Source organism: Streptomyces sp. NPDC047130, assembly GCF_040643475.1.
Classification (GTDB): domain Bacteria; phylum Actinomycetota; class Actinomycetes; order Streptomycetales; family Streptomycetaceae; genus Streptomyces.
In genome coordinates, this window is record NZ_JBEYUK010000009.1 from 88,761 (window position 1) to 112,425 (window position 23,665).

The 23,665-nt window shown below is 73.6% G+C and carries 24 protein-coding genes, 2 tRNA genes and 1 pseudogene; 7 read left to right on the top strand and 20 right to left on the bottom strand.

Annotated elements, in window-relative coordinates:
- Positions 1 to 4 precede the first annotated feature (4 nt).
- The 9 genes and pseudogenes from ruvA to pgsA form a co-directional block, all read right to left on the bottom strand.
- The gene (gene ruvA / locus ABZ836_RS13975) at positions 5 to 619 is read right to left on the bottom strand and encodes a Holliday junction branch migration protein RuvA (RefSeq protein WP_356133976.1); all 615 of its coding nucleotides are present in this window, start codon (positions 617 to 619) and stop codon (positions 5 to 7) included.
- A 359-nt stretch (positions 620 to 978) separates the two neighbouring features.
- Positions 979 to 1,476, bottom strand: a pseudogene (ruvC, locus tag ABZ836_RS13980) (crossover junction endodeoxyribonuclease RuvC); the annotation flags it as partial.
- Positions 1,477 to 1,618: 142 nt separating this feature from the next.
- Complete coding sequence (locus tag ABZ836_RS13985; protein WP_356133974.1) at positions 1,619 to 2,371, bottom strand: YebC/PmpR family DNA-binding transcriptional regulator; 753 nt, start codon at positions 2,369 to 2,371, stop codon at positions 1,619 to 1,621.
- Between the two features lie 48 nt (positions 2,372 to 2,419).
- Complete coding sequence (gene pdxT / locus ABZ836_RS13990; RefSeq protein WP_356133972.1) at positions 2,420 to 3,034, bottom strand: pyridoxal 5'-phosphate synthase glutaminase subunit PdxT; 615 nt, start codon at positions 3,032 to 3,034, stop codon at positions 2,420 to 2,422.
- An 8-nt stretch (positions 3,035 to 3,042) separates the two neighbouring features.
- Positions 3,043 to 3,954 (bottom strand): pyridoxal 5'-phosphate synthase lyase subunit PdxS, encoded by a 912-nt coding sequence (gene pdxS / locus ABZ836_RS13995; protein WP_361142118.1) that lies wholly within the window; start codon positions 3,952 to 3,954, stop codon positions 3,043 to 3,045.
- Positions 3,955 to 4,070: 116 nt separating this feature from the next.
- Positions 4,071 to 4,613, bottom strand: a complete 543-nt coding sequence (locus ABZ836_RS14000; RefSeq protein ID WP_356133970.1) for a hypothetical protein — start codon at positions 4,611 to 4,613, stop codon at positions 4,071 to 4,073.
- A gap of 112 nt (positions 4,614 to 4,725) precedes the next feature.
- Complete coding sequence (locus tag ABZ836_RS14005) at positions 4,726 to 5,889, bottom strand: glycosyltransferase family 4 protein (RefSeq protein WP_361141987.1); 1,164 nt, start codon at positions 5,887 to 5,889, stop codon at positions 4,726 to 4,728.
- On the bottom strand, positions 5,886 to 6,806 hold the full coding sequence (locus tag ABZ836_RS14010; RefSeq protein ID WP_356133966.1) for a phosphatidylinositol mannoside acyltransferase: 921 nt from the start codon (positions 6,804 to 6,806) through the stop codon (positions 5,886 to 5,888). The genes ABZ836_RS14005 and ABZ836_RS14010 overlap by 4 nt, the downstream gene beginning before the upstream one ends.
- The gene (gene pgsA, locus ABZ836_RS14015) at positions 6,803 to 7,447 is read right to left on the bottom strand and encodes a phosphatidylinositol phosphate synthase (RefSeq protein ID WP_356133964.1); all 645 of its coding nucleotides are present in this window, start codon (positions 7,445 to 7,447) and stop codon (positions 6,803 to 6,805) included. Before pgsA ends, ABZ836_RS14010 begins: the two co-directional genes overlap by 4 nt.
- A gap of 292 nt (positions 7,448 to 7,739) precedes the next feature.
- Here pgsA and ABZ836_RS14020 point away from each other — a divergent pair, with 292 nt between their 5' ends.
- Complete coding sequence (locus tag ABZ836_RS14020) at positions 7,740 to 9,938, top strand: elongation factor G-like protein EF-G2 (protein ID WP_361141990.1); 2,199 nt, start codon at positions 7,740 to 7,742, stop codon at positions 9,936 to 9,938.
- 249 nt (positions 9,939 to 10,187) lie between these two features.
- Positions 10,188 to 11,807 carry a hypothetical protein gene (locus tag ABZ836_RS14025; RefSeq protein WP_356134155.1) on the top strand — a complete coding sequence of 540 codons (1,620 nt, stop codon included), beginning with the start codon at positions 10,188 to 10,190 and terminating at the stop codon, positions 11,805 to 11,807.
- 6 nt (positions 11,808 to 11,813) lie between these two features.
- Here ABZ836_RS14025 and ABZ836_RS14030 read toward each other — a convergent pair whose 3' ends face one another.
- Positions 11,814 to 12,374 carry an HIT domain-containing protein gene (locus ABZ836_RS14030; RefSeq protein WP_356133960.1) on the bottom strand — a complete coding sequence of 187 codons (561 nt, stop codon included), beginning with the start codon at positions 12,372 to 12,374 and terminating at the stop codon, positions 11,814 to 11,816.
- A gap of 66 nt (positions 12,375 to 12,440) precedes the next feature.
- Here ABZ836_RS14030 and ABZ836_RS14035 point away from each other — a divergent pair, with 66 nt between their 5' ends.
- A complete protein-coding gene (locus ABZ836_RS14035; protein ID WP_356133958.1) occupies positions 12,441 to 13,091 on the top strand; it encodes a potassium channel family protein in 651 nt (216 codons plus the stop codon).
- A gap of 26 nt (positions 13,092 to 13,117) precedes the next feature.
- Here the strand turns inward: ABZ836_RS14035 and thrS are convergent, their stop codons facing one another.
- From thrS to ABZ836_RS14050, 3 genes are all read right to left on the bottom strand, one after another.
- Entirely contained in the window at positions 13,118 to 15,094 is a 1,977-nt protein-coding gene (gene thrS / locus ABZ836_RS14040; protein WP_356133956.1) for a threonine--tRNA ligase, read from the bottom strand.
- Positions 15,095 to 15,201: 107 nt separating this feature from the next.
- The gene (locus ABZ836_RS14045) at positions 15,202 to 16,425 is read right to left on the bottom strand and encodes a hypothetical protein (protein WP_361142120.1); all 1,224 of its coding nucleotides are present in this window, start codon (positions 16,423 to 16,425) and stop codon (positions 15,202 to 15,204) included.
- A gap of 50 nt (positions 16,426 to 16,475) precedes the next feature.
- Positions 16,476 to 17,042 carry a DUF4365 domain-containing protein gene (locus ABZ836_RS14050; protein ID WP_356133954.1) on the bottom strand — a complete coding sequence of 189 codons (567 nt, stop codon included), beginning with the start codon at positions 17,040 to 17,042 and terminating at the stop codon, positions 16,476 to 16,478.
- Positions 17,043 to 17,220: 178 nt separating this feature from the next.
- Here ABZ836_RS14050 and ABZ836_RS14055 point away from each other — a divergent pair, with 178 nt between their 5' ends.
- On the top strand, positions 17,221 to 17,946 hold the full coding sequence (locus ABZ836_RS14055) for an exonuclease domain-containing protein (protein ID WP_361141993.1): 726 nt from the start codon (positions 17,221 to 17,223) through the stop codon (positions 17,944 to 17,946).
- A 100-nt stretch (positions 17,947 to 18,046) separates the two neighbouring features.
- On the opposite strand, the gene ABZ836_RS14060 is transcribed toward ABZ836_RS14055, so the two are convergent.
- The 4 genes from ABZ836_RS14060 to ABZ836_RS14075 all read right to left on the bottom strand — a co-directional run bounded on the left by ABZ836_RS14060 (position 18,047) and on the right by ABZ836_RS14075 (position 19,535).
- Positions 18,047 to 18,118: transfer RNA gene (locus ABZ836_RS14060), tRNA-Val, on the bottom strand.
- Between the two features lie 39 nt (positions 18,119 to 18,157).
- Entirely contained in the window at positions 18,158 to 18,625 is a 468-nt protein-coding gene (locus ABZ836_RS14065) for an SRPBCC family protein (RefSeq protein ID WP_361141995.1), read from the bottom strand.
- A 355-nt stretch (positions 18,626 to 18,980) separates the two neighbouring features.
- A tRNA-Val gene (locus ABZ836_RS14070) sits at positions 18,981 to 19,052 on the bottom strand.
- A 54-nt stretch (positions 19,053 to 19,106) separates the two neighbouring features.
- Positions 19,107 to 19,535 (bottom strand): TIGR02611 family protein, encoded by a 429-nt coding sequence (locus ABZ836_RS14075; protein ID WP_356134152.1) that lies wholly within the window; start codon positions 19,533 to 19,535, stop codon positions 19,107 to 19,109.
- A 330-nt stretch (positions 19,536 to 19,865) separates the two neighbouring features.
- Here ABZ836_RS14075 and ABZ836_RS14080 point away from each other — a divergent pair, with 330 nt between their 5' ends.
- Entirely contained in the window at positions 19,866 to 20,279 is a 414-nt protein-coding gene (locus ABZ836_RS14080) for an SsgA family sporulation/cell division regulator (RefSeq protein ID WP_004002642.1), read from the top strand.
- 286 nt (positions 20,280 to 20,565) lie between these two features.
- Positions 20,566 to 21,123: a CGNR zinc finger domain-containing protein gene (locus tag ABZ836_RS14085; protein ID WP_356133948.1), complete on the top strand. Its 558-nt coding sequence runs from the start codon at positions 20,566 to 20,568 to the stop codon at positions 21,121 to 21,123.
- Positions 21,124 to 21,192: 69 nt separating this feature from the next.
- Here ABZ836_RS14085 and ABZ836_RS14090 read toward each other — a convergent pair whose 3' ends face one another.
- Both ABZ836_RS14090 and ABZ836_RS14095 read right to left on the bottom strand, forming a co-directional pair.
- Positions 21,193 to 21,357, bottom strand: coding sequence for a hypothetical protein (locus ABZ836_RS14090; protein WP_356133946.1), 165 nt, complete (start codon positions 21,355 to 21,357; stop codon positions 21,193 to 21,195).
- A gap of 268 nt (positions 21,358 to 21,625) precedes the next feature.
- On the bottom strand, positions 21,626 to 22,054 hold the full coding sequence (locus ABZ836_RS14095) for a hypothetical protein (RefSeq protein ID WP_356133944.1): 429 nt from the start codon (positions 22,052 to 22,054) through the stop codon (positions 21,626 to 21,628).
- Between the two features lie 192 nt (positions 22,055 to 22,246).
- On the opposite strand from ABZ836_RS14095, the gene ABZ836_RS14100 reads away from it, so the two are divergent.
- Positions 22,247 to 22,765 carry a DsbA family protein gene (locus tag ABZ836_RS14100; RefSeq protein WP_356133942.1) on the top strand — a complete coding sequence of 173 codons (519 nt, stop codon included), beginning with the start codon at positions 22,247 to 22,249 and terminating at the stop codon, positions 22,763 to 22,765.
- Positions 22,766 to 22,807: 42 nt separating this feature from the next.
- On the opposite strand, the gene ABZ836_RS14105 is transcribed toward ABZ836_RS14100, so the two are convergent.
- The gene (locus ABZ836_RS14105; protein ID WP_361141998.1) at positions 22,808 to 23,638 is read right to left on the bottom strand and encodes a GNAT family N-acetyltransferase; all 831 of its coding nucleotides are present in this window, start codon (positions 23,636 to 23,638) and stop codon (positions 22,808 to 22,810) included.
- Positions 23,639 to 23,665: the final 27 nt, after the last annotated feature.

Below are 23,665 nucleotides of genomic sequence, written 5' to 3' on the forward strand. Positions count from 1 at the left end.
TCTCCTAGCGGGCTCGGTTGAGGGTCTGCAGCGCCGCCTTCAGCAGGCGTCCGATCTGCGGGTCGGTCTCCGCCTCTGCCTGGGGGGCCACCGCCTCGACGGCGTCGTCCGCCTCCCGGGCCGCGTAGCCGAGGCCGACCAGGGCGGCGTGCAGCTGGTCGCGCCAGCCGGCCGGTCCGGCGGCGACGGCGGTGCCGGGGCGGGGGGCGGAGCCGACGGGCGCGCCGAGGCGGTCCTTGAGCTCCAGCAGCAGCTTCTGCGCGCCCTTCTTGCCGATGCCGGGGACGGCGGTCAGCGCCTTCTCGTCCCCGGCGGCCACCGCCCGGCGCAGCGCGTCGGGGCTGTGCACGGCGAGCATGGCCTGGGCGAGCCGGGGTCCGACGCCGCTGGCGGTCTGCAGCAGTTCGAAAACCTGGCGTTCGTCGTCGTCGGCGAAGCCGTAGAGGGTCAGCGAGTCCTCGCGGACCACCAGGGAGGTGGCCAGCCGGGCGTTCTCCCCCTGACGGAGGGCGGCGAGGGTGCCGGGGGTGCACTGGACGGCGATGCCGATGCCGCCCACCTCGACCACGGCGGAGTCCGGGGCGAGGGCGGCGACGGGGCCGCTCACGAAGGCGATCATGCGGGGCGGCCTTTCGGTTGCGCGGTGGTGGCTGGTGCGGGGGCGGTCCGCGGGTCCGCGGCGGCCGGGGTGGTCCCCGGTGCGGGGGCGGAGGCGCCGGCGGGGGCGCCGGGGGCTTCCGGCCCGGTGGCGCCGGTCCCGCGGAGGCCGGGGCCGGGCGCGGGGCTTCCGGAGTCGGGAGCGGCACCGGGACCGGGATCAGGCGCGGCACCGGGATCAGGCGCGGGCGCGGCACCGGGACGAGGCGCTTCCGGCGGCGTGGATCCGGTGGCGGGCGCGGCCTGCGGGGGCCTGGCGCGGGCCGGGCGGGGGCTGCCGAGGGTGCGCGCGGTGTGCTGGTTCCTCAGCGCCTGCCGGTCCACCGCGAGCCGCAGGCGGTTCTGCGCCGGGGCCCGCCAGATGTGGCAGATGGCCAGGGCCAGCGCGTCCGCCGCGTCGGCCGGCTTCGGCGGGGCGTCCAGCCGCAGCAGGCGCGTGACCATGGCGCCGACCTGCGCCTTGTCCGCCCGGCCGCTGCCGGTGACGGCGGCCTTGACCTCACTGGGGGTGTGCAGCGCGACGGGGATGCCGCGACGGGCGGCGCACACCATGGCGACGGCGCTGGCCTGGGCGGTGCCCATCACCGTGCGGACGTTGTGCTGGGCGAAGACCCGCTCGACGGCGACGAACTCCGGGCGGTACTCGTCGAGCCACCGCTCCAGCCCTTCCTCCAGGGCGACCAGGCGCAGCGCGGGCTCGGCGTCCGTCGGCGTGCGGACCACGCCGACGCCGCGCATGGTCAGCGGCCGTCCGGCCACGCCCTCGACCACACCGACGCCGCACCGGGTCAGCCCCGGGTCCACCCCCAGTACCCGCACCGCGTTCGCCTCCCGGCCTCGTTCCGCGTTCGTTCACGTGTTCCCGCAGGCAGGAAGGCTATCGCGCCGCACCGACAGGACCCCCGAAGCAGACGGCGGGCCGGCGGAACGTGTCCGTCCCGCCGGCCCGCCGCACGCGCGATCAGGCGTCGACCTTCTCCATGACCTCGTCGGAGACGTCGAAGTTCGCGTAGACGTTCTGCACGTCGTCGCTGTCCTCGAGCGCGTCGATCAGCTTGAAGATCTTGCGCGCGCCCTCCTCGTCCAGCTCGACCTGCATGGTCGGGACGAAGTTGGCGTCGGCCGAGTCGTAGTCGATGCCGGCGTCCTGGAGCGCGGTGCGGACCGCGACCAGGTCGGTGGCCTCGCTCAGGACCTCGAAGGTCTCGCCGAGGTCGTTGACCTCCTCGGCGCCCGCGTCCAGGACGGCCGCCAGGACGTCGTCCTCGGTCAGCTCGCCCTTGGGGACGATCACCACGCCCTTGCGGTTGAACAGGTACGACACCGAGCCGGGGTCGGCCATCGAGCCGCCGTTACGGGTCATCGCGACCCGGACGTCCGAGGCGGCGCGGTTGCGGTTGTCGGTGAGGCACTCGATGAGCACCGCGACGCCGTTCGGGCCGTAACCCTCGTACATGATCGTCTCGTAGTCGACGCCGCCGGCCTCGAGGCCGCCGCCGCGCTTGACGGCCGAGTCGATGTTCTTGTTGGGAACCGACGACTTCTTCGCCTTCTGGATGGCGTCGTAGAGCGTCGGGTTGCCGTCCGGGTCGGCGCCGCCGGTCCGCGCAGCGACCTCGATGTTCTTGATCAGCTTCGCGAAGAGCTTGCCGCGCTTGGCGTCGATCACGGCCTTCTTGTGCTTCGTCGTAGCCCATTTAGAGTGGCCGGACATCTGCCTGTCTCCTTCGCGTTACCCATCTCCGTACGAACGCCAGAGATCCTACAAGGCTCCCGCTGTCCGCTTCGCCCGCACCATCCCGGTGAACAGCGCGTGCACCCGGCAGTCGCCGGTGAGTTCCGGGTGGAAGGCGGTGGCCAGGGCGTTCCCCTGGCGCACGGCGACCACCGCGCCCTCGTGCCGGGCGAGGACCTCCACGCCCTCCCCTACCGACTCGGCCAGGGGCGCGCGGATGAACACCCCCACCACAGGATCGCCCGGCACGCCCGCGACGTCGAGCACGGCCTCGAAGGACTCGTTCTGCCGCCCGAAGGCGTTGCGGCGCACGGTCATGTCGATGCCGCCGACGCTCTGCTGGCCCGAGCGCGGGTCGGCGATCCGGTCGGCGAGCAGGATCATCCCCGCGCAGGTCCCGTAGACCGGCATCCCGGCCCGCACCCGCTCCCGCAGCGGGGCGAGGAGCCCGAAGGTCTCGGCCAGCTTGGAGATCACGGTCGACTCGCCGCCCGGCAGGACCAGTCCGTCCACGGCGTCGAGTTCCTCGGGGCGGCGGACCGTGACCGGCGTGGCACCGGCCCGGTCCAGCGCCGTCAGGTGCTCCCGGACGTCGCCCTGGAGGGCCAGGACGCCGATCACGGGCCGGTGCTGCTCCGTCATCTCCCTCGTCACCAGCCGCGGTTGGCGTAGCGCTCCGACTCCGGAAGCGCGTCGCAGTTGATGCCGACCATGGCCTCGCCGAGGTTGCGGGAGGCGTCCGCGATCACCTTGGGGTCGTCGTAGAAGGTGGTGGCCTTGACGATGGCGGCGGCGCGCTTGGCCGGGTCGCCGGACTTGAAGATGCCGGAGCCGACGAAGACGCCCTCCGCGCCGAGCTGCCGCATCAGCGCGGCGTCGGCCGGGGTGGCGACGCCGCCCGCCGAGAACAGCACCACGGGCAGCTTGCCGAGCTCGGCGACCTCGCGGACCAGCTCGTAGGGGGCGCGCAGTTCCTTGGCGGCGGCGTACAGCTCGTGCTCGTCCAGGCCGCGCAGGCGCGCGATGTCGCCCTTGATCTGCCGCAGGTGACGGACCGCCTCGACGACGTTGCCGGTGCCCGCCTCGCCCTTGGAGCGGATCATCGCCGCGCCCTCGGAGATCCGGCGCAGCGCCTCGCCCAGGTTGGTGGCGCCGCACACGAACGGGGTGGTGAAGCCCCACTTGTCGGAGTGGTTGACCTCGTCGGCCGGGGTGAGCACCTCGGACTCGTCGATGTAGTCGACGCCGAGGGCCTGGAGGACCTGCGCCTCGACGAAGTGGCCGATGCGGGACTTGGCCATCACCGGGATGGAGACCGCGCCGATGATGCCCTCGATCATGTCCGGGTCGGACATCCGGGCCACGCCGCCGTCCTTGCGGATGTCGGCGGGCACCCGCTCCAGCGCCATCACGGCGACCGCGCCGGCGTCCTCGGCGATCTTCGCCTGCTCCGGGGTCACCACGTCCATGATCACGCCGCCCTTGAGCTGCTCGGCCATGCCGCGCTTGACGCGGGCGGTGCCGGTGACGGGGGCGGACTCGGTGCCGTTGAGGGTGGACATGGGCATGCCTCACAAGGGTGCGGAGGAGTGTTGTCCCTGTGAGGAAACGCCGCGCGGCGGGGCTGGGACAAGAGCCAATGCGCAGGTCGTGGCCTGCCCCGAACGCGGGCCGTGGGTCAGTTCACGCGCTCGACGAGGGCGGCGGGGGCCTCGTCGTCCATCTCGAACGCCATCGGGAACGGGGCGTGGCCGGCCAGCCGGAACCAGCGCACCTTGCGGTGCCGGCGCAGGGCGCGGGCGGCGCGGACGGCGTCGTTGTGGAACCGGCGGGCCATCGGGACGCGGCGCACCGCCTCGGCGAGTTCGCGCACCGCCTCCTCGCCGCCGAGGGCCTCGCGGACGCCCTCGACCTGCTGCGCCTCGGCGAAGACGGCGCGCAGGGCCTGGCTCAGCTCGCTCTCCGCGATCTCACGGTGCTCCTCCTCGGCCTGGCGGGCCTCGTGCGCGGCCTCGTACAGGACGATGGAGGCGGCGGGGTCGAGGACGCCGGCGGTCGCCAGCTCCTGGGCGACGGAGGCGCGGCGCAGCAACTGGGCGTCCAGGGCGGCGCGGGCGGCGTCGATCCGGGCGTGCAGGCGGTCGAGGCGGCCGGCGGTCCAGCTCAGGTACAGCCCGATCGCGACGAGGGCGACGAGGATCCAGATCAGCGTTGCGGTCACCGCGGCAGGGTATCCGCCGCCGCGGTGACCCTCGCAGCCGCGGCGTGCCTACGAGGTCCCTCCGCGGTTCCGGCCCCCTGCCGGGGGGCTGCACGGCACCGCGCGGGAGGGATCAGTCGCGGGCGAGGCCCCACCGCGCCCGCAGCCCCGTGGCCCGGTCGTCCGCGGCGACCGCCGCGGCCCCCGCCGTGACCGTCTCGTAGACCGACATGATGTCCGCCCCGACCGTCGACCAGTCGAACCGCCGGACGTGCGCCAGCCCCCGCTCCCGCAGCTCCTCCCGCCGCGCGGGGTCCCCGAGCAGCCGGACCGCCGCGTCCGCCAGCGCGTCCGCGTCCTCGTTGGCGAACAGCTCCCCCGCCGCCCCTTGGTTGAGGACCTGCGCGAAGGCGTCCAGGTCGGAGGCCAGCACCGGCGCCCCCGCCGAGAGCGCCTCGACCAGGATGATCCCGAAGCTCTCCCCGCCCGTGTTGGGCGCCACGTACACGTCGACCGACCGCAGGAGCCGCGCCTTGTCCTCGTCGCTGACCATGCCGAGGAACTCGACCCGGGACCGCAGCTCCGCGGGGAGCGAGGCCACCGCCTCCTCCTCGTCGCCGCGTCCGGCGACCAGCAGCCGGGTCTCCGGCCGCGCCGCGAGGATCCGCGGCAGCGCCCGCATCAGGACCGGCAGTCCCTTGCGCGGCTCGTCGATCCGGCCTATGAAGCCGATGGTGCCGCCCTGCCACTCGGGGTTCGGCTCGGCCTCGGCGAAGAAGTCGACGTCGACGCCGTTGGGGATGACCACCGCGTCGCCGCCCAGGTGCTCGACCAGCGTGCGCCGCGCGTACTCGCTGACCGCGATCCGCGCGCTGATCTTCTCCAGGGCGGCCTGGAGGATGGAGTACGCGGCGATCATCGCCCGCGAGCGCGGGTTGGAGGTGTGGAAGGTCGCCACGATCGGCCCCGACGCCGCCCAGCAGGCGAGCAGGCCGAGCGAGGGCGAGGCCGGCTCGTGGATGTGGATGACGTCGAACTCCCCGTCGTGCAGCCAGCGCCGGACCCGCGCCGCGGACAGGAAGCCGAAGTTGAGCCGGGCCACCGAGCCGTTGTACGGCACCGGCACCGCGCGTCCCGCGGAGACCACGTAGGGCGGCAGCGGGGTGTCGTCGTCGGCGGGGGCCAGGACGGACACCTCGTGGCCCTGCCGGACGAAGTACTCGGCCAGGTCCCGGATGTGGAACTGGACGCCGCCGGGGACGTCCCAGGAGTACGGGCAGACGATGCCGATCCTCATGCGTTCTCCCCCGTGCCGGGCCGCTCGTCGAGGTCGCCGGTCCACAGCCGCTGGAGCATGTGCCAGTCCTGCGGGTGCCCGGCGATGCCGGACGCGAAGGCGTCGGCGAGGTCCTGCGTCATCACGGCCGACCTCTCGGCGCGCGTCCCGCTCTCCGGCACCTCCACCGGCCGGTGGATGCGCCCCTTCATCACCGGCGTGCCGTCGTACCAGAGGGTGACCGGGAACAGCAGCGCCCCGGTCTGCTGGGCGAGTATCGCCGGACCTGCCGGCATGCGGGCCTTCTCGCCGAAGAAGTCGACCTCGACGCCGGAGGCGGACAGGTCGCGGTCGGCGACCAGGCAGACCAGGCCGCCCTTGCGCAGCCGCCGGGCCAGGGCGCCGAAGGCGGAACCGCCGGTGTGCGGCAGCACCTCCATGCCCAGCCCCTCGCGGTAGGCGACGAACCGGTCGTAGAGCGTCTCGGGCCTGAGGCGTTCGGCGACGGTGGTGAACGGGGTGCCCAGGTGGGTGGTGACCCAGGCGCCGGCCAGGTCCCAGTTGGCCATGTGCGGCAGCGCGATGATCACGCCGCGGTCGCCGGCCAGGGCGTCGGTGAGCAGGTGGAGGTCCTCGACCTCCACCGAGGAGGCGATGCGCTCCCTGCTCCAGGCGGGCAGCCGGAACGACTCCATCCAGTACCGCAGGTAGGAGCGCATGCCCGCGCGGGACAGCTCCGCGAGCCGTTCGGGCGTCGCGTCGGGCACCACCCTCGCCAGGTTCCGCTCCAGCCGCAGCACCCCCGCGCCGCGCCGGCGCCAGGCGGTGTCGGCGATCCTCCGGCCCAGTCCGGCGGCCACCGGCTCGGGCAGCTTCTTCACGGTGGCCCAGCCGAGCCCGTACAGCGAGTCGGCGAGGCGGTGCTTCAGGCCGCTCACGAGGCGGCCCCGGCGTCGGCCTCGGCGGCCTCCCGGCGCACCGTGACCACCCGCTGGGCCAGCGTGACCAGGCTGCCCACGGCGACGACCCACAGCGCGACGGGCAGCAGCACGTCGACGCCCGGGACGCCGAACGCGTGCAGTCCGGCGAGGCCGGCCGCCACCAGCGTGATCACCAGCCGCTCGGCCCGCTCCACCAGCCCGTTGACCGCCACCGGCAGTCCGATCGACTCGCCGCGCGCCTTGGTGTAGGACACCACCTGACCGCTGGCCAGGCAGAAGATCGCCACCGCGCACAGCGTCACGCTGTCCCCGCCGCCCGCGTACCACAGGGCGATGCCCCCGAAGACCGCGCCGTCCGCGACCCGGTCGAGCGTGGAGTCCAGGAAGGCGCCCCACCGGCTGGAGCGGCCGAGCTGGCGGGCCATGTTGCCGTCGACCAGGTCCGAGAACACGAACAGGGTGATGACGATCGTGCCCCAGAAGAACTCCCCCAGCGGGAAGAGGGCCAGCGCACCAACGACCACTCCGGCGGTCCCCAGCACGGTGACCGTGTCGGGGCTGACGCCCCGGCGGATGAGAAACGCGGCGAACGGTGTGAGAACACGCGTGAAGAAAGCACGCGCGTACTTGTTCAGCATGGCCTTCCCGAGGGTCGTGGCGGCCGGCGCCCCTGCTGGCCACCGGCCCGGCCCATCGTAGCCACGCGGCCGGGGCGCCGAGGTCGGGGCACCCACCGCGCCGGGTCACGGCCCGGACACGGCCTCCCCGCGGAGGGCGGCCGTCGCTCGTATGGACGAGTCCCGGCGACGGTGCGAAGCTCGAAGGGAACCGCGGGCGCGCCGGGAGCCGCCGCAGCGGCCCCCGCACCGCCCGTCCCGCGCCGGCTCCGTCCGGCGACAGCCACCTCACCGTGCACGGGAGGGCAGGACCATGGGCGACAGGAACAAGGACCACCCCGGGGCCGCCGGAGGGGCGCGGGCGGCCGACCGGCCCGCCTCCATCCGGAACGTGGTGCTGGTCGGCCCCACCGGGTCGGGCAAGACCACGTTGGTCGAGGCGCTCGCCCGGACCGCCGGAGCGGTCAACCGGGCGGGCCGGGTCGAGGACGGCGGCACCGTCTCCGACCACGACGAGATCGAGCAGCGCCGGCACCGCTCGGTGCAGCTCTCGCTGGTGCCCGTCGCCTGGGACGGCTTCAAGATCAACCTGCTGGACACCCCCGGCTACGCCGACTTCCTCGGCGAGCTCAGGGCCGGTCTGCGCGCCGCGGACGCGGCCCTCTTCGTCGTCTCCGCCTCGGACGGGGTGGACGGCGCGACCCGCGCCCTCTGGGACGAGTGCGCGGCGGTCGACATGCCCCGCGCCATCGTGGTCACCCACCTCGAGTCCGCCCGCACCGGCGTCGAGGAGATGACCCGGCTGTGCGCCGAGGCCTTCGGCGGAGACGACCCCGACGCCGTCCTCCCCCCCTGCCTGCCGCTGCGCGGCCCCGCCGGCCCCGACGGGCAGGCCCCGGTGACCGGGCTGGTCGGCCTGCTCACCAAGAAGCTCCTCGACTACTCCGGCGGCGAACGCGCCGAGCACGAGCCCGACGCCGACCGCGTCCCGCTGATCGAGGAGGCCCGCACCCGGCTCATCGAGGGGATCATCGCCGGGAGCGAGGACGAGACCCTCATGGACCGCTACGTCGGCGGCGAGGACGTCGACACCGCCACGCTGATCGAGGACCTGGAGAAGGCCGTCTCCCGCGGCTCCTTCCACCCCGTCCTGTGCGCCGCCCCCGCGCCGCCCGGCGCCCGCCAGGGGCTGGGCACCGTCGAACTCCTCGACCTGATCACCCGCGGCTGCCCCACCCCGCCCGAACGCCACGCGCCCGCCGTCACCACCCTCGACGGCACCCCCCGCGAGGTGCGGCTCGGTGACCCCGGCGGACCGCTGCTCGCCGAGGTGGTGAAGACCGCCTCCGACCCGTACGTGGGCCGGATGTCGCTGGTCCGCGTCTTCTCCGGCACCCTGCGCCCCGACACCGTCGTCCACGTCGCCGGCCACGGACTCACCGACCGGGGGCACGAGGACCACGACGTCGACGAACGGATCTCCGCGCTGACCAGCCCGTTCGGCAAGCAGCAGCACCCGGTCACCCACGCCGTGGCCGGCGACCTGGTATGCGTCGCCAAGCTCTCCCGCGCGGAGACCGGCGACACCCTCTCCGCCCGCGAGGATCCGCTGCTGATGCGGCCCTGGGCCCTGCCCGACCCGCTGCTCCCGCTCGCCGTCGAGGCGCACTCCAAGGCCGACGAGGACCGGCTCTCCGAGGGCCTGTCCCGCCTGGCCGCCGAGGACCCCACCATGCGGCTGGAGCACAACCGCGACACCCACCAGGTCGTCCTGTGGTGCCTCGGCGAGGCCCACGCCGAGGTCGCCCTGGAGCGCCTGCGCACCCGCTACGGCGTGCGGGTCGACGTCGTCCCGCACCGGGTGGCGTTGCGCGAGACCTTCGCGGAGCCGGCCCCCGGACGCGGCCGGCACGTCAAGCAGTCCGGAGGGCACGGGCAGTTCGCCATCTGCGAGATCCGGGTGGAGCCGCTGCCGGCCGGCTCCGGCGTCGAGTTCGCCGACGAGGTGGTGGGCGGGGCGGTCCCGCGCCAGTTCGTCCCCTCCGTGGAGAAGGGCATCCGCGCCCAGGCCGCCAGGGGTCTCGGCTCCGGGCACCCGCTCACCGACGTCCGGGTCACCCTGCTCGACGGCAAGGCCCACTCGGTGGACTCCTCCGACGCCGCCTTCCAGACCGCCGGGGCACTCGCCCTGCGCGAGGCCGCCGCCGAGGCCCGGCTGCACGTCCTGGAGCCGGTGGCCGAGGTGACCGTGCTGATCGGCGACGCCTACGTGGGCGCCGTGCTGAGCGACCTGTCCTCCCGCCGCGGCCGGGTGCTGGGCACCGAGCAGACCGAGGGCGGCCGCGTCCTGGTCCGCGCCGAGATCCCCGAGCTGGAGATCGACCGCTACGCCGTGGAACTGCGCTCCCTCTCCCACGGCACCGCCGATTTCCACCGCCGCTACCTGCGGCACGAGCCGGTCCCGGAGCACGCGGTGCGGCGGCTGCGCGAGAAGGCGGCCGCGCCCGCCTGACCTCCCGCAACAGTGCGCCCGGGAACGGGGGTTGACCCGGCCCCCGTCCTGGGCAGTCTGTGTAGTGCGCGACCGGAGCCGGACGGGCCGGTCCCGGGCGGACGATTCCGCCTGGGGCCACCCGGCCCGACACCGGGCCGATAGGCTGACGAACCGATCGACGGTCGTGCGGGCAGGCCAGGACACACCGCCGCGGAACACCGCGGCAGGGGGGCGGAAACAACCGTGTCGAGCGACGCATTCGGGCCGATGGTGCCGGCGGCCGGCGGCGAGGGGCAGAAGGCCACCTTCGCGCTGGCCTCCGCGGCGTACCGGGACGACCCGGTCGAGAAGATTCTCGACGCCGACAACGAGTGGCACCGGTCGAAGGTCAACCCCGGCAAGTCCTGGGCCAGGATCTTCCGCCCCAACCTCGGCGAGGCCTTCTCCCGCGCGGTGATCGACCGGCTGGCCGACCCCGGCCGCAAGCCCGTCGTCCAGTCCTTCGGCATGGACCCGCAGACCGTGGTCGTCCACTGCCTGGCCGCCAACGGCCTGCGCCGCACCCGTGACCTGCGGCTCACCGCCGTGATGCTGCTGTGCGGCGTCGTCTTCCTGCCCGGCCTGCTGGCCTGGCTGCTGGTCTTCACCATCCGCGCCACCCTCGCCAAGGCGGAGAACCGCCGCACCTCCGGGATGGGCACCCTGCTGCTGGCCGCCTTCGGCCTGCTCGCGGTGGTGTTCTTCGTCCAGATGCCCTTCGGCGGCATCTGGGCCTGGTACTCGCGCGGCGCCGTGATCGCCCCGGTGATCGGCTGGATCGTCGCCAAGCGGATCTGCGAGTCCACCGCCCGGGACCTGCGCGACCGGTGGGCCAGCCTGCTCTCCGGCAGCAGCATCGGCGCCAAGGTCCCCGAGGCCGTCCCCTCCAACCCCGACGAGTCCGCCGAACGGCTCCGCCAGTCGCTCAACCGCCTCGGCGCGGAGCAGCAGTCCAACGTCGTCTTCTACGCGGGCCCCAAGGGCATCCTCGGCATGGGCACCCGCTGGGGCAGCTGGCAGATGGCCGAGGACCTGGTGCCGGCGGAGGAGGGCAAGGAGATCTACGCCTTCCGCAGCTGGGACGTGGTCCGCGCCATCCACGCCAAGCTCTCCCTGATGGAGCGCACCCCCGTCCCCACCGAGGGCATCCCCAAGCCCTCCGTCGAGCACTGGATCGTCTCCCCCGTCCCGGAGGGCGCGGACTCCGTCGCCCGGCCGGAGGGCGCCGACGTCGACGCCTTCCGCTACAAGCCGCACGCCATACAGCAGATCTGCAACCGGCAGCAGTTCGGCAGCGGCGACCGCCACTACCTGGGCGTCCAGTGGGTGCTGTGGGAGGGCCAGTTGGTCCTCACCATGCTGGTCACGGTCACCGTGCTCTACCAGACGCTGCGCATCGAGGTCACCGGGCACGCGCTCGGCCCCGTGCACGGGCTGTTCAACTCCAAGCCCGCCGCCAAGGAGAAGTCCGTCGAGAAGGCCTTCAAGCCCTGGGAGAAGCGGACCGTCGCCCTGCCGCTGGTCGACCCCGACGAGGTGGTCCGCCTCGCCGCCCGCGCCCCGCTGACCTGGTTCCACAAGCCGCTCAACTGGCTGGGCGGCAGCCTGACCCTGCCCGAACCGTTCGGCCTGCGCCACTCCTGGGCCGAGCAGCCCTGGCGGCACCGCTTCATGGCCGACGACGCCATGCGCGTGGCCACGCCGGTGCTGCGCGCCGTCCACCAGGCGGTCATCGGCCTGCTGGACGAGCACGGCGTCGCCACCGACAAGTTCGGCGCCCGCTCCTCCGCCGTCAGCGGTGCCGTCCAGGACCCCACCCCGCGCAAGGCCGACACCTACGACGCCTAGGGCCCGTCAGCCGGAGGGCCAGGCGGCGGCGATCATCGCCCGGGTGTCGGCCAGGAGCTGCGGGAGGATCCTGGTGTGGCCCACCACCGGCATGAAGTTGGTGTCCCCGCCCCAGCGGGGCACCACGTGCTGGTGCAGGTGGGCGGCGATGCCGGCCCCCGCGACCGTGCCCTGGTTCATGCCGATGTTGAAGCCGTGCGCCCCCGAGCAGCGGCGCAGCGCGACCATCGCCTGCTTGGTGAGCTCCCCCAGCTCCGCCGTCTCCTCGGCGGTCAGCTCCGTGTAGTCCGCGACGTGCCGGTAGGGCACCACCATCAGGTGTCCACCGGTGTACGGGTACAGGTTCAGCACCCCGTACACGTGCGCACCGCGCCGGACGACCAGCCCGTCCTCGTCCGACTTGCCGGGGATCGAGCAGAACGGGCACCCCTCGCCGGCCTCCGGGCCGGTGGGCTTGTTCTCGCCCTGGACGTACGCCATCCGGTGGGGGGTCCACAGCCGCTGGAAGGCGTCCGGCGAACCCACCCCGATCTGCAGCTCCGGCTCACTCGTCATACCACGCAGCATATGGCGTCGCCCGTACGGAACGTGTCGCCGGGTGCGGCCGCCCGCCCGGGCCGACAGGCTGACCGCATGGACACCCGCGACCCCCGCGAAGACCGTGCGGAGATCCCGCTCGCCGTCGCCTCCCTGCTCTTCCTCGCCGCCTACGCCCTCCTGGTCCTGGGCCACGGGCTGCCCGCCGGGTGGCGGCGCCTGGCCCTCGCGGTGATCGCCGGGGCCTGGCTCGTCCTGGCCCTGGACTACGCGGCCCGCTGGCGCCGCAGCGGCCAGGGCCCGCGGTTCGTGCGCACCCACTGGCTGGACACCCTGGTGCTGCTGCTCCCCCTGCTCCGCCCGCTGCGGATCGTGCGGTTCTACGAGGCGGTGCTGCGCCGCCGGGGCCGCCCGAGGCTGTCGCTGCAGGCGCGGGTGATGGCCTACGCGGGGGTCTCCGTGACGCTGCTCGGCCTGGCCGGGGCGCTCGCCGTCTACCAGCAGGAACGGGGCGCGCCCGGCGCCACCATCCGCACCTTCGGGGACTCGGTGTGGTGGGCGTGCGCCACCCTGGCCACCGTCGGCTACGGCGACGTCGCCCCGGTGACGCCGCTCGGCCGGGTGATCGCGGCCGGGCTGATGGCCTGCGGCCTCGCCCTCCTCGGCGCGGTCACGGGCTCCTTCGCCTCCTGGCTGATGACCGTCTTCGCCACGGAGGAGGAACGCGGAAGGCCCCCGGGGGCCTGAGCTCCCGGGGGCCTTCCGTCAGGACGTCACACCTCGGCGCGGCGCTGCACCACGTCGACCAGCTTGGCGATGGCCTCGTCGCGCGGGATGCCGTTCTCCTGGGAACCGTCGCGGTGGCGGAAGGAGACCGTGCCGGCGTTCATGTCGTCGTCCCCGACGATGATCATGAACGGCACCTTCTGCTTCTGCGCGTTGCGGATCTTCTTCTGCATCCGGTCGGAGGAGGCGTCGACCTCCACCCGCAGGCCCTTCTTCCTCGCCTCGGCGGCGAAGTCCTGCAGGTACTCCACATGGGCGTCGCCGACCGGGATGCCGACGGCCTGCACCGGCGCGAGCCAGGCCGGGAAGGCGCCCGCGTAGTGCTCCAGCAGCACCGCGAAGAACCGCTCGATGGAGCCGAACAGGGCGCGGTGGATCATCACCGGCCGCTGCTTGGTGCCGTCGGCGGCGGTGTACTCGAGGTTGAACCGCTCGGGCAGGTTGAAGTCGAGCTGGACGGTCGACATCTGCCAGGTCCGGCCGATCGCGTCCTTGGCCTGGACGGAGATCTTCGGGCCGTAGAACGCGGCGCCGCCCGGGTCGGGGACGAGGGGCAGGCCCTGCTTCTCGGCCACCTGCCGCAGCGTCTCAGTGGCCTCCTCCCACACCTCGTCGGAGCCGACGAACTTCTCCGGGTCCTTGGTGGAGAGCTCCAGGTAGAAGTCGGTGAGGCCGTAGTCGCGCAGCAGGTTCAGCACGAAGGTGAGCGTCTTGTCGAGCTCCTCCGCCATCTGCTCCTTGGTGCAGTAGATGTGCGCGTCGTCCTGGGTGAAGCCGCGGGCGCGGGTCAGGCCGTGCACCACGCCGGACTTCTCGTACCGGTACACCGTCCCGAACTCGAAGAGACGCAGCGGCAGTTCGCGGTAGGACCGGCCGCGCGCGTCGAAGATCAGGTTGTGCATCGGGCAGTTCATGGGCTTGAGGTAGTAGTCCACGCCCTCGTCGAGCTGCATGGGCGGGTACATGCCGTCGGCGTACCAGTCCAGGTGGCCAGAGGTCTCGAAGAGCTTCCCCTTCGTCGCGTGCGGGGTGTAGACGAACTCGTAGCCCTCCTCCTCGTGGCGGCGGCGCGAGTAGTCCTCCATGACCCGGCGGACGATGCCGCCCTTGGGGTGGAAGACGGCGAGGCCGGACCCGATCTGCTCCGGGACGGAGAACAGGTCGAGCTCGTTGCCCAGCTTGCGGTGGTCGCGCTTCTCTGCCTCGGCGAGGAAGTCCAGGTACTGCTTCAGCTCGTCCTTGGACGGCCAGGCGGTGCCGTAGATGCGCTGCAGCATGGGGTTCTTCTCGCTGCCCCGCCAGTACGCGGCGGCGTTGCGCATCAGCTTGAACGCGGGGATCAGCCGGGTGGAGGGCAGGTGGGGACCGCGGCAGAGGTCCTTCCAGCACAGCTCGCCGGTCTTGGCGTCCAGGTTGTCGTAGATGGTCAGCTCGCCGGCGCCCACCTCGACGTCCGCGCCGTCGTCCGAGGACGCGGAGCCCTTGAGGCCGATCAGCTCCAGCTTGTACGGCTCGTCGGCCAGCTCCTCGCGGGCGGCCTCGTCGGTCACCACACGGCGGGCGAACTTCTGCCCGCGCTTCTGGATCTCCTGCATCTTCTTCTCGATGGCCTTGAGATCCTCGGGGGTGAACGGCTTCTCGACGTCGAAGTCGTAGTAGAAGCCGTCCTTGACCGGCGGGCCGATGCCCAGCTTGGCCTCCGGGAAGAGCTCCTGGACGGCCTGGGCCATGACGTGCGCGGTGGAGTGCCGCAGGATGTCGAGCCCGTCCTCGGAGGAGATCTCCACGGCCTCGACGGTCTCGCCGTCCTGCGGCTCGTAGGAGAGGTCCTTGAGCTCGCCCCCGACACGGGCGGCGATGACCGAGCGCTCACCGGCGAAGAGGTCGGCGGCCGTAGTGCCCGTCGTCACCACGCGTTCTTCCCGCTCGGAATCGCGTTGGATGATCACACGGACGTCTGACACCGGTCTCTCCTGACTGAAGGCCTCGCTGAGACTGAGGAAGTCTCGACACGTCACAGGCGACGTGACACGCGAATCCTACCGAGCCGCGCAGGCCGGGCGCGAAGCGGTTAACCCTCGCAGTCGCCGCCGCAGGCCTCGTCGAAGAAGTCGAGGTTCTCCTGGAGGGACTTCATCAGCCGGTCGCGTTCCGCCTCGTCGACGGCGACGGGGGTGACGCCGCAGGCGCCCACGAGGCGGCGGAATCCGGCCCGGCTGTCGAGGCGGCCGTCGACGCGGACCGGCAGGCCGACCAGGTGGGCCTGGCCGACGATGCGGTACGACTCCTCGTCGAGCGGGATCCGTACGTGCGGCACCTCCGCCCCGGCGAGCACCCGCAGCCGCACCGTGCCGCCGCGGTCCGCCCCGGTGCGGCGCAGCCGGTCCACGGTGCCGGTGAGCCGCACGGAGACGGAGGGCTCGGCGCGCCGGTAGCGGGCGCCGGCCTCGCGGAGGGCGGGCAGGTCGCCGGGCGAGAACTCGACCGGTTCCGCGTCGGGGCCGCAGCCCTCGGGGATCCCGGCCGCGGGGGCCCAGGCGACGGCTACGCCGGCTCCCTCGGTGCCGCGCACCAGGGCGATCAGCGCCTCGGTGAGCTCGCGGCTGACGCCCGCGGCGACGGCCGCGTCGAAGGCGTCCATGCCCCCGGTGGCCCGCCGGTGGTCGATCGCCTCCCGCGTGGCGTGCAGCGCGTGGTGCAGCCGGACGGCCAGCGGGCGGGCGGCGGCGACCGGGGCGAAGGCGGTGAGCACGCGTCCGCCGGAGGCGGCCCCGAGCAGCAGCACGTCGTCCAGCGCGGCCGCGGCGGCGCGGCGGTGGCGGGCGCCGTGGTAGCCGGTGCGGGCACGCCCGGCCAGCGCGGCGGCGAGCAGGGTGTGGCGGGCGGCCTGCCGCAGGCCCTCCTCCGCGGTCCAGGGCGCGGCGGCGGGCCCCGCGCCGTGACCGGCGGGGACGTCGCGCCGCCAGCGGATCTCGTCGCTGGGCACGGTGAGGGCGAGGAGGATCTCCCGGGCGGCGGGGTCGCCCAGGCGGGCGAGGGCGTCCAGGGCCTCGCCGAGCAGGTCGGCGCTGTCGGGGAAGCCGCGGTGCTCCGGCACCAGCAGGCTGGTCCGCTCGCCGCGCGGTCCGGGCGGCGTCCAGCGGCCGTAGCGGCCGGGGGCTCCGCCGCGCCGCCGCCAGCCGTGCCGGGCGAGCAGGGCGGCGAGCACGGCGGGGTCGACCGGTCCGGGGTCGGGCAGGGCCTCCTCGGGCCGCGGCCCCTCGCCGCGCCGCGGCCCGTGCCGGCGCGGCGTCAGGGGACGCACGGTCTCCCCCGCGCGGCCGGGGTCGTCGATCGGGCGGTGCGTCACGGTATGCCTCCCCTTCCGACCCGGTTCATGATGTCGCAGAGCGCCCGGTCGTCGAAGATGCGCGAGGTCGGCACCCGCACGGTGGTGCGGGTGCGGCCGGTGACCGGGTGGCCGGCGAGGTTGACCCAGTAGCAGCAGTGCCTCAGGTCGAGCCGGTCGTGCCCCGCGGTCAGCCACTGGTCGCGGGCCCGGGGCACCAGCATCACCACGAGGATCTTGTGGACGGTGACGGGGGTGCGGGCCAGCTTGGCCAGGTGGCCGTTGTCCAGCGTGAAGGAGAAGTGCCGTCCCGGCGGGCGGGGCGGTATCTGGTAGGTGCTCTTCAGCTGGACCTTGATGGTGACCTCGTCGTCCACCGTGTGGCCGGGTGAGCTGTGACTGATGTGCCAGTCGATCCCGTTGTCGGGGAACGGCTGGGACAGCGAGCAGCCCGCGGCGGCCGCCACGGCGTGCAGGTATCCCACCTGGAGCGTCTCCATGCAGGCGGTGGTGGCGAGTGTGCCGCGCGGGTGCGCCGCGGCGTCGGGCAGCAGCCCGCCGCGCTCGGGCTGCGCCGTAGCCATGCCCAACAGCCTCTCCGGCCGGACGAGTCGAGGAACGGGCCGCTGAACTGCGCCGACCCGTATCTCTGTTGTCTCCTCCCGGCGTACGGCGCAAACGGCCCGGGTATCACCGGTGCACGGCGGACGTTCCGTCTGCCGCCTTGCGTGTGCGGGGAGTTGAGCGAGGGGTTGCGGAGACATGACGTGCTGGTACGAGGGCCCACTGGCCGCCTTCGACACGGAGACGACCGGTGTTGACGTGGAGAACGACCGCATCGTGTCGGCCGCCCTGGTGGTGCAGGACGCGCCGGGGACCAGGCCGCGGACGACCCGCTGGCTGGTGAACCCGGGGGTCCCGGTGCCGGCCGAGGCGACCGCGGTGCACGGGCTGACGCAGGATCACCTGGAGCGCAACGGCCGGTGGCCCGCCCCGGTGATGTACGAGATAGGCCGGACGCTGGGCGAGCAGGCCGCGGCGGGGCGGCCGCTGGTGGTGATGAACGCGCCGTTCGACCTGACGCTGCTGGACCGGGAGCTGCGCCGGCACCGGGCGTCGTCGCTGGACCGCTGGTTCCGTTCGGCGCCGCTGCGGGTGATCGACCCGCGGGTGCTGGACAAGCACTTCGACCGCTACCGCAAGGGGCGCCGGACCCTGGCCGACCTGGCCCACTTCTACGGCGTGGAGCTGGCCGAGGCGCACGACGCGGGGGCGGACGCGCTGGCGGCCCTGGAGGTCACGCGGGCGGTCGGGCGGCGGTTCGCGTCCCGACTGGAGCGCCTGTCCCCCGCGGAGCTGCACACACTGCAGCAGACCTGGCACGCGGCGCAGGCGAAGGGCCTGGAGGCGTGGTTCGCGCGCAGCGGGACGCCGGAGACGGTGGACCGCTCCTGGCCGCTGCGTCCGGGCCTGACGGCCGCGGCCTGAGGCGACCGGCCGCCCGAACGGCAGGACAGCAGGACAGCAGGACAGAACGACGGAGGCGACCCGGCCGCTGTGTCGCGGTCTCGGATCGCCTCCGGTGCTGTGGGCGATACTGGGTTCGAACCAGTGACCTCTTCGGTGTGAACGAAGCGCTCTCCCGCTGAGCTAATCGCCCGGGAACGCACTGAACCATACAGGTCCGACGGCCCTCGGTTCAAACCGCTTCCCCGCCGCCCGCCAGGAAGGTCTCGAGCCCGCGGCGCCCTCCGCACATCATCAGGGCGTGGTTGGCCCGCAGCAGCGGCCTGCCGGGCACGCCCAGCAGGCGCAGCAGCGGCTTGGTGAGGTCGGTCTCCTGCTCGTGGAGCACCAGGGTTCCGCGGCCGGCCGGGCGGACGGTCCACCGCATCCAGCCCTCGAGGTCCCCGGAGAGCGCGGCCTCCAGCACGCCGGTCTCCGGCTCACGCCGGACCGCGCGGATCTCCATGCGCAGGTCGTACGGGAGGAAGGAGCGCACGAGCACCCGGCCGGAGGCCTCCCCGGTCCGCCGGGCCTCCCTCACCTCGGGCCACCAGCGGGGGTAGTCGTCGACGCGCTCCAGCGCGCGGTAGACGGCTCCGCAGGGGGCGGAGAGGGTCCAGCGCCCCGAGAAGCGGTAGCGGGCGAGTTCGTGCGGTCTCATGGGCCCAGTGTCCACGACCCGTTCGGCCCGGGCCCGCCGGGCGGGCGGCGAACCCGCCGGGGGTCGCGGGGAGTTGCCGGATGAGCTCCGCGGAGGAACCCGCTCCTATTTCCACATTCGCGCGGGAACACCGAATTACCGGCTCACGGGTGCGACTTGACGACCCGCCGGATAAACGGAGGAAGAGGGTCCGCGAACGCGCGGAGAAATACGCGGTGTTCCATCGAAAACAATCCGGCGAATTCCGGATCGAATTACGCCGGCGCGGCCGGGACGGGCGCCACGCGCCCCCTGAGGGGGCAACGGAAGGAGGGCCCGCCACCGCGTTCCCGCGGAGCCGGGCCCTCCTCGTCGGTGGGCGATACTGGGTTCGAACCAGTGACCTCTTCGGTGTGAACGAAGCGCTCTCCCGCTGAGCTAATCGCCCGGGCGCAGGAAGAACATTACCCCATGTCACGGGGTGCTCCGCACCACCCCCCGGTCACCGGGACGCGATGTTCCAGGGCAGCACCAGCCCGAACTTCCACAGGTAGAAGCCGCACAGGGCGGCGGCGATCACCAGGGCGATCGACGTCAGGATCAGGTTGCGCCGCCGCACCTTGGGGTCCAGGGCCTTCTGCGCCGCCTCGGTGACCTTGCGCTTCGTCCAGCGCAGCACCAGCTGGGCCCACACGAACTCGGTGGCCCAGATCGCCATGCCGGCGAAGATCACCACCCAGCCGGGGCCGGGCACGACCAGCATCACCACGCCGGCCGCGATCACCGCGAGGCCGACCAGGAAGACGCCGACCTGCCAGCTCAGGTGGAGCGCCCGGCTCCGCCGGATGAAGCCCGGCGCCCGCGAGCCCAGGGCCCGCTCGTGCCTCCCGCCCGCCGGTCCGGCGGCCTCCGTGTCCGCCACCTCGCTCATGGTGGCACCGGCGCCCGGCGCGCCGCCTTCCTTGGCGTCGGCCGGGGTTCCACGATCGTCCTGTGTCACGTCGGTCTCCACCTCGCCCGCTGTCGTGCGCATCCCCCGTGTCCCCCCAGGTTCGTCACTCCCCGTATTCACACGAGAAACCCTACCCGAGGGAAAGTGATCACCGGAATGGTCGCCTCACAGGAAGTACCCTCGGCCAGAAGAGGTACATAAACGCACGCAAAACCCTCAGAGGGGTTTACAACGGCATCGTGTGTGGCATGTCGATTTCGCCGACGTGCGAATCCCCGAGCGCACACTGAGCGAAAGGCCCTGGCGCTTATGAACACCACGGTCAGCTGCGAGCTGCACCTGCGCCTCGTTGTATCGAGCGAGTCCTCACTGCCTGTCCCCGCAGGCCTGCGGTACGACACGGCCGACCCCTACGCCGTGCACGCCACCTTCCACACCGGAGCCGAGGAGACGGTCGAGTGGGTGTTCGCCCGTGATCTCCTCGCCGAGGGGCTGCACCGGCCCACCGGCACGGGCGACGTCCGTGTCTGGCCGTCCCGCAGTCACGGTCAGGGGGTCGTCTGCATCGCCCTGAGCTCACCCGAGGGCGAGGCCCTGCTCGAGGCCCCGGCGCGGGCCCTGGAGTCCTTCCTGAAGCGTACGGACGCGGCCGTGCCACCCGGCACGGAGCACCGGCACTTCGATCTCGACCAGGAACTCTCGCACATCCTGGCGGAGAGCTAGGGCGGAAGACCCCCGGGGCGCCTCCGGCCCCGGCCGCACCGCAGCTCGAAGAGCCTCGGCCGTCCACTCGGGGAGACGGCCGGGGTCGGCACAACCTCATACGGGCCGGCACAACCTCATACGCACGCAGCGGCGCCGTCGCCGCGGATTCGTCCGCGGCGACGGCGCCGTCGCGTTCCGGCCGCCGTGTTCCGACGGGCGCTCGGCCCTTCCCCCCGGCCGAAAAGCCATTACGATCGGCCACCATCGGCGGGCGGCCCGCGGATGCCCAGGCAGGGAGCGATACGTGCTGATCACCCATGACACCAGGTGTGCCCTCGACGCCGTCGTGGACCTGGTGAACACCTCGCCGGAGGACGGCGTGGCGGACGGGTTGGCGGACCTCGGCGCGCTCGAGGCGTTCGTCGCGCGACACCGGATCAGCGACGTCGGAACGCTGACCGAGCTGGACCTCTCGGCGGTCCGGCGGCTGCGCGGCCGCTTCGCGGCGGTCTTCGCCGCCCCGGACGGCCGCATCGCGGCGGGTCTGATCAACGAGCTGGTCGCGGCGGCGGGCACCACTCCGCGGCTGACCGACCACGACGGCTACGACTGGCACGTCCACTACTTCGCCCCGGGGGCCTCGGTCGCGGACCACCTGGCGGCGGACTGCGGGATGGCGCTGGCCTTCTTCGTGGTCGCCGGGGAACGGGAGCGGCTGCGGCGCTGCGACGCCCCGGACTGCAGGCGGGCCTTCGTGGACCTGTCGCGGAACCGTTCACGGCGGTACTGCGACAGCCGCACCTGCGGGAACCGGCTCCACGTAGCGGCCTACCGGGCCCGGCGCAAGGAGGCGGCGGGCTGAGCACACCCGGCGCGGAGGGCCTGAGAGCGCCGCCCCCGACGGGTGTCGCCGGGGACGCGCGCGGCCGGCTCACAGCAGCAGCAGGTCGTGCAGCGCTGCCATGAGGAACAGGGTCCCGATCACCGCCAGGAAGATCATCAGCGGTGGCTGGGAGAGGGCGAAGAGGCACCCGCGGGGCTCGGGCTCGTCTCCCTCCGGAGGTGCTTCGGCCCCGCTCCGAGTCGTGTCCAGCATCTCGCGGCCATCATGGGGCAGCGCGCGAGCCGGAGTCGATCAAGCGGCCCGCCCTGCACGGTAGTGCGCCCACCGTATGCCGACCGGCGCGCTTCCCGACCGGATCGGACCGGTCCGGGGGCCCACCGGGATCATCGGCGAAAACAGTCGGATCATCATGCCGCCCACCACCGGCGACGCGGGGAGCTCCCGGTTGCCGCTCCCGGCGGGCCACGCCGGGCACCGGCCCCGGCGGTGCAGCGGTTGGGCGGTGCGGCGGTGCGGCGGTTCAGATGCCGTGCTTCTTCAGGATCGCCTCGATGTCGCTGAAGTCGTCCTGGTCGCCGGAGCCGGCCGCGGGCCTGCCGCGGGCCTGCTGCGGGGCCGTGCCGACCGCCCGGGGCTGTGCGGCACCGGTGGCGGCCGGGCGCCCCTCGGCCGGGGCCGCCCCGGACCGGCGCAGGCGGCGGCGCTCGACGAAGCGGGTGAGCAGGAACAGCAGCCAGGCCGCGCCCAGCAGGCCGAAGCCCGCCCAGGCCGTCGGGCTGAAGGCGGTCTCCGCCACCCAGGCGACGGCGCCGATCATCACGAGACCGACCGGGATCAGGGCGTAGGCGGCGATCCGGGCGGCGGTCAGGTAGCGGCGCCGGAACGCCGTGATCGCGGCGATGCCCAGGCCGGCCACGGACACCGCGCTGCAGATGGTCTCGGCGAGCATCAGGTCCTCCAGACGGACGGGCCGGCGGCCGGGTGCCGCTCGGGTACGCGCTCCCCCTCCATCGTGCCCCCGCCGGACGCGGCGGCGCCACGACGCGAGGCGGGAATCAGGGAGATCTCCGGGATCTCCCCCTGGGGTCCGGGATCTCCCCCCTGGGGGCGGCGGACCCGGCGCGGCTGGGAGACTGGTGCCATGAGCGACACCTCCTCCAGCACCCCCGCCCCCCTCGTGCTCGACGTCTGGTGCGAGCTGCAGTGCCCCGACTGCCGCACCGCCCTGGACGACGTCCGCGCGCTGCGCGCCCGCTACGGCGACCGGCTGGAGGTGCGGCTGCGGCACTTCCCGCTGGAGAAGCACAAGCACGCCTTCGCCGCCGCGCAGGCCGCCGAGGAGGCGCTGGAGCAGGGCAAGGGCTGGGAGTACGTCGAGGCGGTGCTCGGGCGGGTCGAGGAGCTGGACCGGCGCGGCGAGCCGCTGCTGGTCGAGGCGGCCCGCGAACTGGGCCTGGACGCCGAGGAGTTCGACACGGCACTGGTGGACGGCCGGCACATCCTGATCGTCGACGCCGACCAGGCCGAGGGCAAGGCCATCGGGGTCACCGGGACGCCCACCTATGTGATCGACGGTGAGCGGTTCGACGGCGGCAGGAGCCAGGAGGGCCTGCGCGCCCGGATCGAGGCGGTGGCCGACCGCCTCCTCGGCCAGGACTGACCCCCGGGCCGGCCTGCGGGCCCGCGGGGCCCGCAGGGCGGGTCAGAGCAGCGGTTTTCCCAGGTGGTGCAGGGTCGGCCGGTAGCCCAGGGAGGCGTAGAGGCGCTCCGCCGGGGTGTTGCCGGCGAAGACGTTGAGGCCGAGGGCGCGCCGTCCGGCGGCGAGGGCCCTGGCCTCGGCCAGCAGCATCAGGGTGCGGCCGTGCCCCTGTCCGCGCCGGGACTCCTCCGTCTCCACCTTGTAGACGTAGGGCGGCTCCGGGTCCCCGCCCAGCCGGAGCCAGAGCATGCCGGCCCGCTCGCCCTCGTGCTCCAGGACGTGGAACTCCATGCCCGCGGTGTCGAGGCCGTCGGGCAGGAGCCGCACCTGGCCCCAGCGTGAGGCGGCCAGCGCCTCCTCCTCGGGCACGCCGCGGTCGATCCACTCGCGGGCGAAGGCCTCCACCTCGGCCACGCGCCAGTCCGCGAACTCCTCGGCGGTCATGGGCCGCGCGCTGCTCCCGGCGGGCAGCGCGGGGGCGGTCGTGTCGAGCCGCTTCTCCATGATCCGGCTGCGCGGGGTGTAGCCGAGCGCCTGCGCCAGCCGCAGCGCGGCCTCCGCGCCGGCCGGCACGGTCACCTCGATCCGCCGGCAGCCCCAGACCCGGGCGACCTCCTCGGCGGCGAGCGCGGCCACCGTGCCGCGGCCCCGCCGGCGGTCCGCCTCGTCGATCCGGAGGTCCAGCACCCGCGCCACCGCCGCGCCGAACACCTCCGACGTGCCCAGGTGCACGGCGCCGACGGGACGGCTGTTCACGCACACCTGGAAGCGGCGTGAGACGGTCCCGTCGGCCTCCTGCTGCAACGGCTCGATGGGCCGCAGGGTGGTGGTCATGCGGTCGTTCTACCCCACCCGGGCGCC